The sequence below is a fragment of the Streptomyces sp. NPDC002896 genome (assembly GCF_040295225.1).
In the GTDB taxonomy this organism is placed as follows: domain Bacteria; phylum Actinomycetota; class Actinomycetes; order Streptomycetales; family Streptomycetaceae; genus Streptomyces.
In genome coordinates this window covers 165169-180032 of sequence record NZ_JBEOVA010000015.1, presented here as the reverse complement: position 1 = coordinate 180032, position 14864 = coordinate 165169, and the positions used below count along the sequence as shown (strand labels likewise).

At 69.2% G+C, this 14864-nt stretch carries 13 protein-coding genes, 2 pseudogenes and 1 riboswitch; of the genes and pseudogenes, 4 read left to right on the top strand and 11 right to left on the bottom strand.

The features are described 5' to 3' along the window. Positions 1–12 precede the first annotated feature (12 nt). Both ABT009_RS27345 and ABT009_RS27340 read right to left on the bottom strand, forming a co-directional pair. Positions 13–744 carry a LysM peptidoglycan-binding domain-containing protein gene (locus ABT009_RS27345; RefSeq protein WP_351300266.1) on the bottom strand — a complete coding sequence of 244 codons (732 nt, stop codon included), beginning with the start codon at positions 742–744 and terminating at the stop codon, positions 13–15. 2 nt (positions 745–746) lie between these two features. Then, a riboswitch (cyclic di-AMP (ydaO/yuaA leader) is annotated at positions 747–907 on the bottom strand. Between the two features lie 311 nt (positions 908–1218). Further along, complete coding sequence (locus ABT009_RS27340; protein ID WP_351300263.1) at positions 1219–1776, bottom strand: substrate-binding domain-containing protein; 558 nt, start codon at positions 1774–1776, stop codon at positions 1219–1221. Positions 1777–1857: 81 nt separating this feature from the next. Between ABT009_RS27340 and ABT009_RS27335 the strand changes: the two genes are divergently transcribed. Then, complete coding sequence (locus tag ABT009_RS27335) at positions 1858–2097, top strand: hypothetical protein (protein WP_351300260.1); 240 nt, start codon at positions 1858–1860, stop codon at positions 2095–2097. A 383-nt stretch (positions 2098–2480) separates the two neighbouring features. Here ABT009_RS27335 and ABT009_RS27330 read toward each other — a convergent pair whose 3' ends face one another. The 5 genes from ABT009_RS27330 to ABT009_RS27310 all read right to left on the bottom strand — a co-directional run bounded on the left by ABT009_RS27330 (position 2481) and on the right by ABT009_RS27310 (position 8922). Beyond that, on the bottom strand, positions 2481–3149 hold the full coding sequence (locus ABT009_RS27330; RefSeq protein WP_351300257.1) for a potassium-transporting ATPase subunit C: 669 nt from the start codon (positions 3147–3149) through the stop codon (positions 2481–2483). A 5-nt stretch (positions 3150–3154) separates the two neighbouring features. Then, the gene (kdpB, locus tag ABT009_RS27325; RefSeq protein WP_351300254.1) at positions 3155–5263 is read right to left on the bottom strand and encodes a potassium-transporting ATPase subunit KdpB; all 2109 of its coding nucleotides are present in this window, start codon (positions 5261–5263) and stop codon (positions 3155–3157) included. A gap of 65 nt (positions 5264–5328) precedes the next feature. Next, positions 5329–6993: a potassium-transporting ATPase subunit KdpA gene (gene kdpA / locus ABT009_RS27320; RefSeq protein WP_351300251.1), complete on the bottom strand. Its 1665-nt coding sequence runs from the start codon at positions 6991–6993 to the stop codon at positions 5329–5331. 8 nt (positions 6994–7001) lie between these two features. Beyond that, on the bottom strand, positions 7002–7091 hold the full coding sequence (gene kdpF / locus ABT009_RS27315; protein ID WP_033264828.1) for a K(+)-transporting ATPase subunit F: 90 nt from the start codon (positions 7089–7091) through the stop codon (positions 7002–7004). A gap of 235 nt (positions 7092–7326) precedes the next feature. Beyond that, positions 7327–8922 (bottom strand): GlnX family signal transduction membrane protein, encoded by a 1596-nt coding sequence (locus tag ABT009_RS27310; protein ID WP_351300248.1) that lies wholly within the window; start codon positions 8920–8922, stop codon positions 7327–7329. Positions 8923–9418: 496 nt separating this feature from the next. Here ABT009_RS27310 and ABT009_RS27305 point away from each other — a divergent pair, with 496 nt between their 5' ends. Next, the gene (locus ABT009_RS27305; RefSeq protein WP_351300245.1) at positions 9419–11368 is read left to right on the top strand and encodes an APC family permease; all 1950 of its coding nucleotides are present in this window, start codon (positions 9419–9421) and stop codon (positions 11366–11368) included. Positions 11369–11486: 118 nt separating this feature from the next. Continuing rightward, complete coding sequence (locus ABT009_RS27300) at positions 11487–12002, top strand: hypothetical protein (RefSeq protein WP_351300242.1); 516 nt, start codon at positions 11487–11489, stop codon at positions 12000–12002. Here the strand turns inward: ABT009_RS27300 and ABT009_RS27295 are convergent. Beyond that, positions 11988–12518: pseudogene (locus ABT009_RS27295) on the bottom strand (AMP-binding enzyme); the annotation flags it as partial. The gene ABT009_RS27300 and the pseudogene ABT009_RS27295 overlap by 15 nt on opposite strands. 149 nt (positions 12519–12667) lie before the next feature. Continuing rightward, a pseudogene (locus tag ABT009_RS27290) lies at positions 12668–13258 on the bottom strand (bifunctional 3-(3-hydroxy-phenyl)propionate/3-hydroxycinnamic acid hydroxylase MhpA); the annotation flags it as partial. Between ABT009_RS27290 and ABT009_RS47465 the strand changes: the two are divergent. After that, positions 13226–13957 carry a DUF8426 domain-containing protein gene (locus ABT009_RS47465; RefSeq protein WP_502989962.1) on the top strand — a complete coding sequence of 244 codons (732 nt, stop codon included), beginning with the start codon at positions 13226–13228 and terminating at the stop codon, positions 13955–13957. The pseudogene ABT009_RS27290 and the gene ABT009_RS47465 sit on opposite strands and share 33 nt — an antisense overlap. Here ABT009_RS47465 and ABT009_RS27285 read toward each other — a convergent pair. Together ABT009_RS27285 and ABT009_RS27280 are read right to left on the bottom strand one after the other, a co-directional pair. Further along, entirely contained in the window at positions 13917–14315 is a 399-nt protein-coding gene (locus ABT009_RS27285) for a PIN domain-containing protein (protein WP_351300239.1), read from the bottom strand. The genes ABT009_RS47465 and ABT009_RS27285 overlap by 41 nt on opposite strands. Then, positions 14312–14590, bottom strand: a complete 279-nt coding sequence (locus ABT009_RS27280) for a hypothetical protein (RefSeq protein WP_351300236.1) — start codon at positions 14588–14590, stop codon at positions 14312–14314. Before ABT009_RS27280 ends, ABT009_RS27285 begins: the two co-directional genes overlap by 4 nt. Positions 14591–14864: the final 274 nt, after the last annotated feature.

The window sequence follows — 14864 nt, the reverse complement described above, 5'->3', positions numbered from 1 at the left end:
TTCCGCGGTACGTCAGTAGGCACCGAAGACGTTGTCCATCGAGCCGTACCTCTTGGCCGCGTAGTTGCACGCAGCAGTGATGTTGGCGACCGGGTCGAAAATGTCCCACGACGTACCGGGCACGTGATAGGCGCGGAACGTGGGGTCGATCACCTGGAGGAGGCCCTTGGAGGGCGTTCCCTTTGCGGCGTTGGAGTCCCAGTTGTTGACGGCCCGCGGATTGCCCGAGGACTCGCGCATGATGTTCCGGTGGATTCCGTCGTAGGTGCCGGGAATGCCCTGCGCGGCCATGATGTCGAGCGACTGCCTGATCCAGCCGTCGAGGTTGTTGGCGTACGTCTTGGCGGACGCCTGCGTGGCGGCAGCGGTAGTGGTCGACGTCTGCGGTGTGGCTTTCTCACCGAGCGTCAGCTTTAGGCCCGCGTAGATCTTCGACGGGTCGTTGCCGATGACTGCCCGGTTGTCCTCGTACAGCTTCTTCCAGCCGCCCTTCAGGTTTTGCGCGCGTGCGATCTTGGCCAAGGTGTCGCCCTTGACCACGGTGTATGTGGTCGTGGCGGTGTTCAGGGCGGCGGCGGGCGAGAGCGCCGCCGCAGCGGCGGCGGACTGCACCGCCGGTGCCGCTTCGGCTTGGGTCACCGCCGTCAGCGGTACGGCGAATACGGCACCACCCGCGCCCAGGGCGACGAGGCCTCGAGCAAGCGGATTGGCCCTGGGGCGACGGTGCTTTCCCTTTGCACGCATGACAAATTCCTCTCCGTCGCCTGCGAGGTGAGCTGTCGGGTTCGGGCTGGAGATGCCCGGCCGCAGTGTGAATGCGGCTTCACCCCTAGCCGGTCCGGTTTCCGGATCGGCGGCTTACCTGGTTTCCCCGCTCCTGCCATACGTGATTGATCGCGGTTTCCGTGGCGGCGACAGGATTCGGCGGGGCCGCCCGGATTGGCGTGAAACGTAAGCGAGAACGCCCGGGCGGAACAAGGGCCGAATTCACACACGGAAATACACATGGCGAATCCAGCGGGGGCGGGGTGGGCTGCCTGCCGGCCACCCGGCAGCCCAACTCCCTTTACCCGAAGGCCGGATGACACAAGAAGCGAGACAAGCAGAAAACGGGACAGATCATCTCGACGTGAGGCATATCACTGACGAGACGACATTTCTCGCCCCACAACGCTATTCAAAGCACAGAAAGTTGAGCTAATGGAACGGAAGGGAGTTTTAGTAGAAAAGGGGCAAATCGTCCATATGGTCAGCTCTAGCGGCTCTCGCGCCCTGCTCGGTTCCTCGTGAGCCGCTCAACTGACGCGGCATCAAGAGCCCCTGCGGCGAACGGACGTCGACGTCCGCGAGTTGCGTCGCCAGCTCGATCCGCGAGGACGCGGGCGGCCGGCCCTCGGCCAGCTGCATGAGCACCCGGGTCGCCTCGTGGCCCAGCTCCCCGAACGGCTGGCGCACCGCACTCAGCGGCGGACAGGACATGGCGGCCGCCCGGGTGTCGTCGAAGGACATGACCGCCAGGTCGTCCGGCACGCTCAGCCCCTGCTGGCGGGCTGCCTCCAGGACGCCGAGCGCCTGCGCGTCGCTGGCCGCGAAGACGGCCGTGGGCGGGTGGTCGCTGCGCAGGATCCGCAGGCCGGCGACCAGCGCCTCGTCGAAGTCGAAATCGGTCGAGCGCACGAGGTCCGGGTCGCAGGCAATCCCGGCCTCCTCCAGTGCGGCCCGGTAGCCGTGCAGCCGCGCCGACCCGGCCAGGGAGTGCGACCGGCCCGCGACCATGCCGATCCGGGTGTGCCCGGGCCCAGCAGGTGCTGCACCGCGTCCCTGGCTCCGCTCCAGTTCGTCACACCGATGCTCGGGATGTCGAGCGTGGGCGCGCTGAGCGGATCGACCAGCACCACCGGAAGCCGCTGCTCGACGATGCGGCGCTGGTCGTCCTCCGCCAGCATCGAGATGACGATGATCAGCCCCGCCGCGTCGAGCGCCACGCACTGCTCCAGCCACTGGGATATCGAGCGCCTGCCCGTGGTCCCGGTGATGACGTCGACGCCGAGCTCCGCCGCCGCGTCCACGATCCCCCGGACGACCTCCAGCGTGTAGGGGCCGGACAGATCCCGGAACACCGCGATGATCTGCCGCGGGACCGCGGGGTTCCGCTCCCACGGGCGCACGTACCCGTGGCGCGCCAGCAACTCCTCGACACGGGCACGCGTCGCGGCACCGACGTCACGACGCCGGTGCACCACCTTCGACACGTGCTGAGGGACACACCCGCCTCAGCGGCGATGCCCGTCAGCAGACCGTACTGCGCATCCGGGTGCGCCTTGTCCTGCGCCGTCACTCGATGCCCGCCCCTGCCCGCCCCTGTTCCGCCGACACCGATGCGCTGGTCAGCACCGACTCCCTCGCCGGATTCGGACGCAAGGTAACGAGGCGAAGTATCCGGTTGCAAGGCCGAGGCGAGGACGGCGACGAGAGCGCCGTCAGCTCTTCGCCACGAGTTCCCTGAGCGCGATGTTGAGTTCGAGGACGTTCACCCGGGGCTCGCCGATGAAGCCCAGAGTGCGGCCCTCGGTGTGCTCGGCCACGAGCTTCTGGACCCGCGCGACGGACAGGCCGTTCTTCTCCGCGACGCGGTGCACCTGGAGGTCGGCGTACTGCGGGGAGATATCCGGGTCCAGTCCGGAGCCTGAGGACGTCACCGCGTCGGCGGGGACGTCGGAGGGCTTGACCGTGTAGCCGGGCACCGAGTTGTCCTTGACGACCGCGGCCTTGGCGGCCTTGACCCAGTCGACCAGATCCTTGTTGTCGCCGGAGCGGTTGGTGGCACCGGACAGGATCAGCTTGTACTGCGTGTTGACGCTGTTGGTGCCGAGGCCGTTCTGCGGGCGCGCCTGGAACCACTTCAGGTCGGGCTCCGGGGTTTCCTGCCCCTTCTTCAGCGGCAGGTTGTACGCCTGGCCGATGAGCGAGGAGCCGACGACCTTGCCTTGGTACGTGATCTCGGAGCCGTTCGCCTTGCCGTTGAACAGCCCCTGGGCCACGCCGGTGATGACCAGCGGGTAGAGGATGCCCGTCACCACGGTCAGTACGAGGAGGGCCCGCAGGCCCGCCGCGAGCAGCCGGGCGGTGTTGATGACCGAGTTGTTCATGGCGATCAGCCGACTCCGGGGATCAGAGAGATGAGTACGTCGATGATCTTGATGCCGACGAAGGGGGCGATGAGCCCGCCCAGGCCGTAGATCCCGAGGTTGCGGCGGAGCATCCTGTCGGCGCTCACCGGCCGGTACTGCACACCCCGCAGGGCGAGCGGCACGAGCGCGATGATGATCAGCGCGTTGAAGATGACCGCTGACAGGATGGCGGAGTCGGGCGAGGAGAGCTGCATGATGTTCAGCTTGTCCAGGCCCGGGTAGACCGCCGCGAACAGCGCGGGGATGATCGCGAAGTACTTCGCGACGTCGTTGGCGATGGAGAACGTCGTCAACGCGCCTCGGGTGATAAGGAGTTGCTTGCCGATCTCGACGATCTCGATGAGCTTGGTCGGGTTGGAGTCGAGGTCGACCATGTTGCCGGCCTCCTTGGCGGCCGACGTACCGGTGTTCATCGCCACGCCGACGTCCGCCTGGGCCAGCGCGGGCGCGTCGTTCGTACCGTCGCCGGTCATCGCGACGAGCTTGCCGCCCGCCTGCTCGCGCTTGATGAGGGCCATCTTGTCCTCGGGCGTGGCCTCCGCGAGGAAGTCGTCGACACCCGCCTCCTCGGCGATCGCCTTGGCCGTCAGCGGGTTGTCACCCGTGATCATGATCGTCTTGATGCCCATGCGGCGCAGCTCGTCGAACCGCTCCCGCATGCCGTCCTTGACCACGTCCTTGAGGTGGACCACGCCGAGGACCCGTGCGCCGTCAGCGTCCTCGACGGCCACGAGCAGCGGCGTACCGCCCGCTTCCGAGATGCGGTCGGCGATCTCGACCGCATCATCGGCGACCGTGCCGCCCCGCTCCTGGACCCAGGCGACGACCGAACCGACGGCGCCCTTACGGATCCTGTGTCCGTCGACGTCCACGCCGGACATCCGCGTCTGGGCGGTGAAGGCGACCCACTCGGCATGCGCCAACTCGCCCTGCTGACGCTCCCGTAGCCCGTATTCCTCCTTCGCCAGTACGACGACGGAGCGGCCCTCGGGCGTCTCGTCGGCCAGCGAGGAGAGCTGGGCGGCGTCCGCGACCTCGGCGGCCGTCACGCCCCGCACCGGCACGAACTCGGCGGCCTGCCGGTTGCCGAGCGTGATGGTGCCCGTCTTGTCGAGCAGCAGCGTCGACACATCACCGGCGGCCTCGACCGCGCGCCCGGACATGGCGAGCACATTGCGCTGCACCAGCCGGTCCATGCCCGCGATGCCGATCGCCGACAGCAGCGCGCCGATCGTGGTGGGGATCAGGCAGACGAGCAGGGCCACCAGCACGACCATGGTCAGGTGCGTGCCCGCGTAGGCCGCGAACGGCGGCAGCGTGGCGACGGCCAGCAGGAAGACGATCGTGAGCGACGCGAGCAGGATGTTCAGCGCGATCTCGTTCGGGGTCTTCTGCCGGGCCGCGCCCTCTACCAGGTTGATCATCCGGTCGATGAAGGTCTCACCCGGCTTCGTCATGATCCTGATGACGATCCGGTCGGACAGCACCTTCGTACCGCCGGTGACGGCCGACCGGTCGCCGCCGGACTCGCGGATGACGGGCGCCGACTCACCGGTGATCGCCGACTCGTCCACCGAGGCCACACCTTCGACGACATCACCGTCGCCCGGGATGATGTCGCCCGCCTCGCACACGACCAGGTCGCCGACGTGCAGTTCGGTGCCGGGCACCCGCTCCTCGGCGGTGCCGTCCGCCGGCAGCCGGCGCGCGACGGTGTCGGTCTTGGCCTTCCGGAGCGTGTCGGCCTGCGCCTTGCCGCGGCCCTCGGCCACCGCCTCCGCCAGGTTGGCGAAGATCACGGTCAGCCAGAGCCAGGCGCTGATCGCCCAGCCGAACCAGTCGCCCGGGTCCTTGAAGGAGAAGACGGTCGTCAGGACGGACCCGACCAGGACGACGAACATGACGGGCGACTTGACCATCACGCGCGGGTCGAGCTTGCGGAAGGCGTCCGGCAGCGACTTCACCAGCTGCCGGGGGTCGAAGAGGCCCGCCCCGACACGGCTCTCGGTGGTCTTGTGCCCGGTGGGTACGTCGCTGTGCGGCGCCCGGGCCGGAGTGGCGGCGGTGGACATCGAGTCCTCTTGCTTCTCTGTACGGGTGGAAATGCCTGTACGGGTGGAAATGCCTGTACGCGTGGTCATGCCGCCAGCCCCTCGGCGAGCGGGCCCAGCGCGAGGGCCGGGAAGTACGTGAGACCGGTGATGATCAGGATCGCGCCCACCAGCAGGCCGGTGAACAGCGGTTTTTCGGTACGCAGCGTGCCCGCCGTGACCGGCACCGGATTCTGCCCGGCGAGCGAGCCGGCGAGCGCCAGCACGAACACCATCGGCAGGAACCGGCCGAGCAGCATCGCGAGCCCGATCGTGGTGTTGAACCACTGGGTGTCGGCGTTCAGACCGGCGAAGGCCGAGCCGTTGTTGTTGGCGCCGGAGGTGTAGGCGTAGAGGATCTCCGAGAACCCGTGCGCGCCGCTGTTGGTCATCGAGTTGCCCGGGGTGGGCAGCGCCATCGCCGCGGCGGTGAAGACGAGCACCAGCGCCGGGGTGACGAGGATGTAGCACGCGGCCAGCTTGATCTCGCGGGTGCCGATCTTCTTGCCCAGGTACTCGGGCGTACGGCCGACCATCAGACCGGCGATGAACACCGCGATGACCGCCATGATCAGCATGCCGTAGAGGCCGGAGCCGGTACCGCCGGGCGCGATCTCGCCCAGCATCATGCCCAGCAGGGTGATCCCGCCGCCCAGGCCGGTGAAGGAGGAGTGGAAGGAGTCCACCGCACCCGTCGAGGTCAGCGTCGTCGACACCGCGAAGATCGACGAGGAGCCGACGCCGAAGCGGACCTCCTTGCCCTCCATCGCACCGCCGGCGATCTCGAACGCCGGGCCGTGGTGCGCGAACTCGGTCCACATCATCAGGGCCACGAAGCCGACCCAGATGGTCGCCATCGTGGCGAGGATCGCGTAGCCCTGTTTGACCGAACCGACCATGATCCCGAACGTCCGGGTCAGCGCGAACGGGATCACCAGCAGCAGGAAGATCTCGAACAGGTTGGTGAACGGCGTCGGGTTCTCGAACGGGTGGGCCGAGTTGGCGTTGAAGTAGCCGCCGCCGTTGGTGCCGAGCTCCTTGATGGCCTCCTGCGAGGCGACCGCGCCGCCGTTCCACTGCTGCGTGCCGCCGAAGAACTGGCCGACCTCGTGGATGCCGGAGAAGTTCTGGATGGCACCGCAGGCCACGAGGACGATCGCGGCGACGACGGAGATCGGCAGCAGGATGCGGATCACGCCGCGCACCATGTCCGACCAGAAGTTGCCGAGTTCACCACTGCGCGACCGCGCGAAGCCGCGCACCAGCGCCACGGCCACGGCCATGCCGACAGCAGCGGATACGAAGTTCTGCACCGCCAGTCCGGCGGTCTGCACGACGTGGCCCATGGCCTGCTCGCCGTAGTACGACTGCCAGTTGGTGTTCGACACGAAGGACGCCGCGGTGTTGAACGCCTGGTCGGGGTCTATGGAGGAGAAGCCCAGCGAGCCGGGCAGGACGCCCTGGATGCGCTGCAGCAGGTAGAGGAAGAGGACCCCGGCAGCCGAGAAGGCGAGGACACCGCGCAGATAGGCGGGCCAGCGCATCTCGGTTTCCGGGTCGGCGCCGATGCCCTTGTAGATCCACTTCTCGACGCGCCAGTGCTTGTCGGAGGAGTAGACGCGGGCCATGTGGTCGCCGAGGGGGCGGTAGGCGAGCGCCAGAGCCGCTATGAGCGCGAGCAGCTGGAGTACGCCGGCAAGGACGGGACCCATAACGCTGGTCAGAACCTCTCCGGGAAGACGAGGGCGAGGACGAGATAACCCAGCAGGGCGACAGCCACGACCAGGCCGACGATGTTCTCGGCGGTCACAGCTTCGCCACCCCCTTGGCGACGAGAGCCACGAGCGCGAACACCGCGATCGTGGTGAGGACGAAGGCCACATCGGCCATCGCAAGCTCCTGGATGAGGTTCGGAAAAGAATCGGACGACTAGAGGAAAGCGCCTCTCCGGCCGGATGCGACCGCCGTTGACGGCTCCCTTACGGCGGCCCCGACGCCTTTGACGCGTCTCTTACGACTCCCGCTCACCCGACGGGCAAGCGGCTTCAGCGGAACTCGGCCAGCCTGGGCCGGAGCCCGAGGATCGTCAGCGCGCCCGCGGCCAGCAGCAGCCCGCATGCCCAGGGCAGCAGCCCCGTCACGGTGGAGCGACCGGCGCTCACGGAGGCGGCGAAGTGGTGGCGGTTGATGTCGGTGACCCTGTCCAGGGCGTCCATCCACGCCCCGAAGTGGTCGTTGGACATCCCCGGCTCCCAGCTGATGCAGAACTCCACGGCCTCGCGCTGTCTGCCCTCCGCGACCAGCGCGCGGATCCGCCGGTCGTCGCGCTGGTACACGGCGTACGCCTCGACCGTCCTCTCCGCCGCGGCACGCTCTCCGGTGAAGGTGATGTTGTCGAGCTCGCGCCGGAACTCCCCGGTGAACTCCCGGTCCCCGGGGTCGCGCCGGTACGCCCTCCAGGTCCTGTCGAGGCCGTCGTCGTACGTCGAGAGGATCGCCCCCTTCACCCCGTACAGCTGCTGCGACTTGTCCCAGAACGCCCGCTCGTATTGGCTGCGGCGCTGGGGGTCGAGGAGGTAGCGGCTCTCGTCGGCGTTGGCGTCGTAGGCGGTGGCGCGGGCACGGGAGAGGGCGACGACGGAGTCGAACGCGTCGCGGCGGGCGCCGCGCAGGTCCTCGCCGGACGCGTCGAGCATCTGGGCGCCGAGGAGGACGGCGAGGAGCGTGCAGACCGTGGCGGCCAGGACACCCGGGTTGAGGACGCGGCGGAAGGTGCGCGCCAGGTACCACTGGAGGACACCGAGCAGGGCCAGCAGCAGCGCGCCCAGCGTCACGCCGGCGGCCAGCCGCGCGGCGAGAGCCGAGCGTGCGGCCCGGTACTCCTCCTCGAAGGCACGGTTGTTGGAGTCCACCAACTTCCTTGCCTGCGGCAGGAGCCGGTCCTGGAGCAGGTCGGTGGCGGTGCGGTAGTCGGCGATGGCGGCAGCCTTGCCGCCGGGCCGCCCGTCGTTCTCCAGGGCCCGGCCGATCAGCTCCTGGTACTCGGCGAAGTCGTCGGTGAGCGACTCCACGGTCTTCTCGGCGGCGCGGTCGCCCTCCGCGGCCACGGCCAGCGTGCGCAGGTCGTGGCCGATGGCCCGGCGGGCGTCGCCGTAGAACGCGACCGCCTTGCGGTACGGCGTCTTCATCCGCCCTCTGCCCGTGGCGTCGCCGCTGGACAGCAGGATGTTGGCGGCCTGCGCGTCCATGTCGTTGAGGGAGAGGTCGAGGTCGGTGGCGCTGGTGGTGCGCGGCGCGTCGCGCCCGGCGATCGCGTCCCAGGTGCCGGAGACGGCGAGCCCGGAGAGCAGGAGCAGGAGGGCCAGGGCCGTGGTGAGGGAGGCCGTGGCCGCGCGCAGAAGACGCAGCCGCGCGGGGAGAGTCGCCCAGTGGCGGCGACGCAGCGCGTCCCACGCGGCCGCGGGCTCGCGGCGGAGGCGGTGCCCGGGGCCGTCCGGCCGCGGCCCGCCTCGTCGCCGCGGATCCGGACCGCCCGCTGGGTGTGTGGCCTGTCCATGCTGTGTCCGTGCGCCATGCCCTGTCCGTGCGGCGGTTGTGGCTTCCGCCTCAGGACTGCGCGTGGTTCCGGTGGTGATGGTCACGCGCCCTCCGACGTCACACCATGGACGGTCGCCCGTCCTTCGTGCCGCAGAGTCTGCGACCGGTATCGGCCATCGGCTGCGCGTGTTGATGCGCTCCTGACGCGTTCCGGGATCGCTTTGACGGAGGTTTGACGGCGCGGGCGGTCCGGCCGCCGAAGGCACGCTCCTCCGCACGCTCCTCCGTCTCTACCCCGGCACCGTCGTCGGGCCTCGTCCGGGGAGCCGGGTGCACAACCATGACGCTGTGTGTCCGCCCATGACCTGGTAGGTCGCCCGGCCTCCCCTCCCCGTACGACCCAGGCCCCGCCCCTTCTCATCCCGGTACGCCCGTACTACTGACGCGCCCCTGACAACCGACCGGCTGGTCTTAACGCAAGCTTGACGCGCTCGACCGCCTCAACCGAAGGCCCATGCATCACTCTCTGCTTACGCTGGTCCCGCCGTCCGAGTGATGGCCGGATTCCCACGCTGAGCCGCACTTCAGGAGAGCACCTCGATGGCCACCACGGAACACCCGCCTGTGAGCCGATTGCGCACGTGGATGCTGGAAGGCCTCTCCGACATGGCAGGCCACCAGCAGGGCCCGCACGCCGCGCCGGAGCCCGCCCACAAGGGACAGCGGTGGTGGCGGGTGATGTGCCTGACCGGCGTGGACTACTTCTCCACCCTCGGTTACCAGCCGGGCATCGCCGCCCTCGCGGCCGGCCTGCTGTCCCCCATCGCGACCATCGTGCTGGTGATCGTGACGCTGGCGGGCGCGCTGCCGGTGTACCGGCGGGTGGCCGATGAGAGCCCGCACGGACAGGGCTCGATCGCGATGCTGGAGCGGCTGCTGACGTTCTGGAAGGGCAAGCTCTTCGTCCTCACGCTGCTCGGGTTCGCCGCGACCGACTTCCTGATCACCATCACCCTGTCGGCGGCCGACGCCTCCACCCACCTGGTGGAGAACCCCCATCTCACCGACGCTCTGCACGACAAGCAGATGCTGATCACCCTGATCCTCATCGCGCTCCTCGGCGCCGTGTTCCTCAAGGGCTTCCTGGAGGCCATCGGCGTCGCCGTCGCGCTGGTGGGGGTCTATCTCGTGCTCAACGCCGTCGTCGTGGCGGTGGGACTGTGGCACGTGGCCACCGCGGGTCATGTCGTGACCGACTGGTCCTCCGCTCTGACCACCCAGCACGGAAACGTTTTCGTCATGGTCGGCGTGGCCCTGCTGGTCTTCCCGAAGCTGGCGCTCGGTCTGTCCGGCTTCGAGACCGGTGTGGCGGTCATGCCGCACGTCCAGGGCGACCCCGGCGACACGGAGGACAAGCCCGCCGGCCGGATCCGCGGCACGAAGAAACTGCTGACCTGGGCAGCGTTGATCATGAGCGTGTTCCTCATCGCCACGAGCTTCATCACCACGCTGCTCATCCCGGAGAAGCAGTTCGAGTCCGGTGGCGATGCCAACGGCCGCGCGCTCGCCTATCTCGCACACGAGTACCTGGGCAACACCTTCGGCACCGTCTACGACGCCTCGACGATCGCCATCCTGTGGTTCGCCGGCGCCTCCGCCATGGCCGGGCTGCTCAACCTGATGCCCCGCTACCTGCCCCGCTACGGCATGGCCCCGCACTGGGCCCGCGCCGTGCGCCCCATGGTGATCGTCTTCACCCTGATCGGCTTCTTCGTCACCTGGATCTTCGACGCGGACGTCGACGCGCAGGGCGGCGCGTACGCCACCGGTGTGCTGGTCCTGATCAGCTCCGCGGCCATCGCGGTCACCATCGCCGCGCGCAAGGCCGGCCAGAAGGGCTGGACCATCGGCTTCGCCGTCATCTCCGCGGTGTTCCTCTACACGACGGTCCTGAACGTCATCGAGCGCCCCGACGGTGTGAAGATCGGCGCCTGCTTCATCGCCGGGATCATCCTCGTCTCGCTCCTGTCGCGGCTCGCCCGCGCCTTCGAACTCCGCGTCACCCACGTCGCGCTCGACGACATGGCCGGACGGTTCGTCCGCGACATGGCCCACCGCAAGATCCGGTTCATCGCCAACGAGCCCGACCGCCGTGACGTCGCCGAGTACCGCGACAAGATCGAGCAGATCCGTCACGACAACGACCTCCCGGCCCAGGAGGACTTCGTCTTCGTCGAGGTCACCGTCGGCGACCCGTCGGAGTTCGAGGCGGGCCTCACGGTCCGCGGCGAAGTCCTCCACGACCGCTACCGCGTCCTGACCCTGGAGAGCTCCTCCATCCCCAACGCTCTGGCCGCCCTGGTCCTCCACGTCCGCGACACCACCGGCTGCACCCCGCACATCTACTTCGAGTGGACCGAGGGCAACCCCTTCGCCAACTTCCTGCGCTTCTTCCTGTTCGGCCAGGGCGAGGTCGCGCCGGTCACCCGCGAGGTCCTCCGCGAGGCCGAACCCGACCGCTCCCGCCGGCCCCGCGTGCACGTCGGCTGAACCGGCCAGGGGCGTCAGGACTGCGGGCGTCAGGACGGCGTCAAGAACCGGACGTACGGCGTCAGGGCACCGTCAGCGGCAGGCGCGCCCGCACATCGGGCCGCCTACCGTTGCGCCCGTGAATGGGAGCCCGCCCCACCCCACCGGCGACCGGCACTGGCGCGACAGCGCCCGCTTCGCGACCGGCTGCGCTCTTGTCCTGTGCGGCATGACCCTGCTGGTCGACTGGGACGCCGGCACCCTGACGCCGCCCCGCACGGCTCTGTGGTGCTCCCTGTCGGCCATGGCATTCGCCGTCCTGCTTCCGTCCCGCGTCACCGCGGACAACGGCTGGCTGACGGTACGCGGCCCCGTACGCAGGCGCATGGTGTGCACCGACGCACTCGTGGCCGTCCTGCAGTACGGCGACGTGACCTCGCCGCTCGTCCTGCGGGACGCCTACGGACACCGGCTGGAACTCGACCCCCGCGTCCTCATCGCCAACCCCCTGCTGTGGCACGAACTCGACACGGGCGCCCACCGCTCCCGTGAGCGCGGCAGTCTGTGCCAGGGAGGTGACGTGCTGCGGCAACTGGGCCGGCACATCGACGACGAGACCACGCAGGCTGTGCTGAGGGTTTCAGGGCTTTGCTGACGTCCCTGGACCGGTCGGCACCACGGTGCTCCTCCGGCTGCGGCGGTCGGCACCCAGGCGGGCGAAGTAGTCGATGAGGTCGGGGTTGTCGACCGCTGCGGGGTTGACGACCTGCTCGACCCATGCACCTTGGAGGAGGCGTTTGACGGGCACTTCGAGTTTCTTGCCGGTGCGGGTGTGCGGGATGGCGGGGACTTCGAGGATCTCGTCGGGGACGTGGCGGGGTGAGGCGCCGGTGCGGATGGCGTCGCGGATCCGGTCGCGGAGGGCGTCGTCCAGGGTCACTCCGGCCGCGGGGACGACGAACAGCGGCATCCAGTAGCCGCCGTCGGGTTCTTCGGCACCGATGACCAGGGCCTCGGTGATCTCGGGGAGCCGTTCGACGACGTCGTGGATGTCGGCGCTCCCGAGCCGTACGCCGTTGCGGTTGAGGGTGGAGTCGGAGCGGCCGTGCACGATCACCGAGCCGTGGGAGGTGAGGGTGATCCAGTCGCCGTGCCGCCAGGGGTAGGGCGACCAGCGGTGCAGGGCGGCGTAGTCGGAGCCCGTCTCCACACCCCGGTGGCGGGCGGCCCAGCGGGCGAAGTCCGCGATACGGCTGCGCGCGGCGGACTCCGGGTCCGGGGCCCAGAAGGGTTCTGACGAGAATGTGGGGTGCGGCGTGGTCATCGCGTGGTGCTCCTCGACACGGGTGCGGGGGCAGGCTGGTCGGTGGGGACGACGGGACGGGCGGTCCACAGCAGTCGCGCCCAGGCGGCGGTGTCCGTGAAGTCGCTGCCGCCCGACGGGAGTACGTCCAGGACGACGCGGTCGGGGCGCAGCAGGACGGCGTCCGCACGGCCTGCGCGCAGCCAGGCGGCGAGCGTGCCGTCGTCGCCGGTCTCCCGCACGTCGACGACCCGCGCGCCGAGCCCCTCGGTGAGAGCGCGCAGCGAGGGCGTGAGCGGCACCGCGGTCAGGACGGCGAAGGAGTCGCCGAGTACGTCGTCGAGGCGGGCCCGTCCGCCGTCGGCGGTCACCCAGGGCTGCGGGCAGAAGGTACCTCCGAGGCGGCTGCGACCTGTCAGCGGGCCCCGGGACAGGGGGCGGCTGAGGTCGCGGGTCGCCAGGGCCGTCACGCCGGGTATGCGGCAGACCGCGCCCACGGCCGCCCGGCGCAGTGCGGCGGCCCGGTCCTGGCCGCCGGTCATGGCCCAGCCGGTCGCGACCGCGAGGCGGATCACATGGCGGGCGTGGGGCTTGCGTTCGCTCTCGTACGGCGGCCTACTCCGACGAGTCTCAGGGGGACCATCGACAACTGGAAGCACCAGCTGTGGCGCTTCATCTCGATGGACACCGGAGACTTCGTCGTCATGCCTCGCAAGCACCTGCCTGTGGTGGCCGTCGGGCGGTTGATCGGCGGCTACGAGTACCGTGCGAAGGCAGCACCCGGTTTCCGCCATGTGCGGCCCGTCGACTGGGTGCGCCCGGCGGTGGAGCGCGCCGCGATCGGTGGTGACCTCTGGGACAGCATGGGCGCCTTCTCGACCGTCAGCGAACTGTCCCGCCGCGAGGCCGCCGAGCGCGTGCGGTCGCTGGCCGAGACAGGGACCGACCCGGGCTACGAAGGCGGGATCGAGCCTCCCGCCGACATCGGAGGCGCTCACGCGCGACGTCCGGGAGGACGGCACCCGTCAGATGACGGCCCGCGACCTCATCGGCCTGTGGGGCTGGTCCCGTCGCACCACCGACGTCATCGACCTGGTCGATCAGAACCTGACACCTCCGTCGATGTCCGAGCCAACAGGTGGGGCGACGCGCTCCCCCGAGGGCACCCTGGCGTGGTCGCGCAGCCGGCGAAACCGGAGATGGCCCCCACGAGAGTGGCGCCTCAGCGCCCACGTGCACTTCTTATTGCGGGCTCGCGAGGTGCTACTAGACCTTTTCAACCACCACCCGGGAGTGCTCGACCGTAAGCATCTCGACGTCCTCTACATCAGAGGTCAGGATCGTCACCCGACCCGGCTGCGCCAGCGCCGTCGCACACAGCATGGCGTCAATGGCGTACTTGTGCCCGTGCAGCTCGGCACCCCGCAGTAGGGCTGCCGCCGACTGCGCGACAGCCTGGGTGACCGGCTCGACGCGGAGACGGGAAAGGGTCCACTTCAGCGCGGCGTCATTGATCCTCGGGTGGATGACCTCGACCAGTACCGCGGCCGAGGTGATCACAGGGAGATCCGCGTCACGAGCTGCCGTCAGCCACTCGTGAACCTCTTGATCCCGCTGCACGGCCTTCGCCAGCCCCTCGCTGTCCAGAACCAGGGCTCCACTCACGCAGCGGCCCCGGACTCGGACGCAGAGCCGGTGAGCTTGGCCCGCTTGGCAGCCACGGCCTCCGGATCTGCCGGGCCGTGGGCCTTTTCGAAGTCTGCGATGAGCTCGTCCAGGTTGTCGCGCTCGATCTGACGCTGCGCTGCTCGCTCGAGATACGCGGAGATGCCGCGCCTGCCCACCCGCTCGCGGATGGCCTGCAGAGTGCCGGCGGTCAGTGACACGGAGATACCGCTACTCGGACCGTCGCCCGGGAGGAAGTCAGCATCATCAGCCATGGAAGTAGTTTGGCATTGGAAATGCCATAAAGCCAACCGCCTACCGCTCGGCTCCCGGAAACAGCGGACCCGGTCACGCCCGCGGACTCGACCGGGCAATGTGATGGGGTCTCAAAACGTGCGTCGTTCGAGCGTCAGCAGTCCCAGGAATGCGCTGATACCGCTGGCGCAGCAGCCGTCCTCCCTAACTGAATCCGCAGGTCAGACGGTATGAGGCAGGCCATCCCGCGCTTCACCCGTTGGACGGGGGGAAACAGGTCGAGCAGACGGGCCA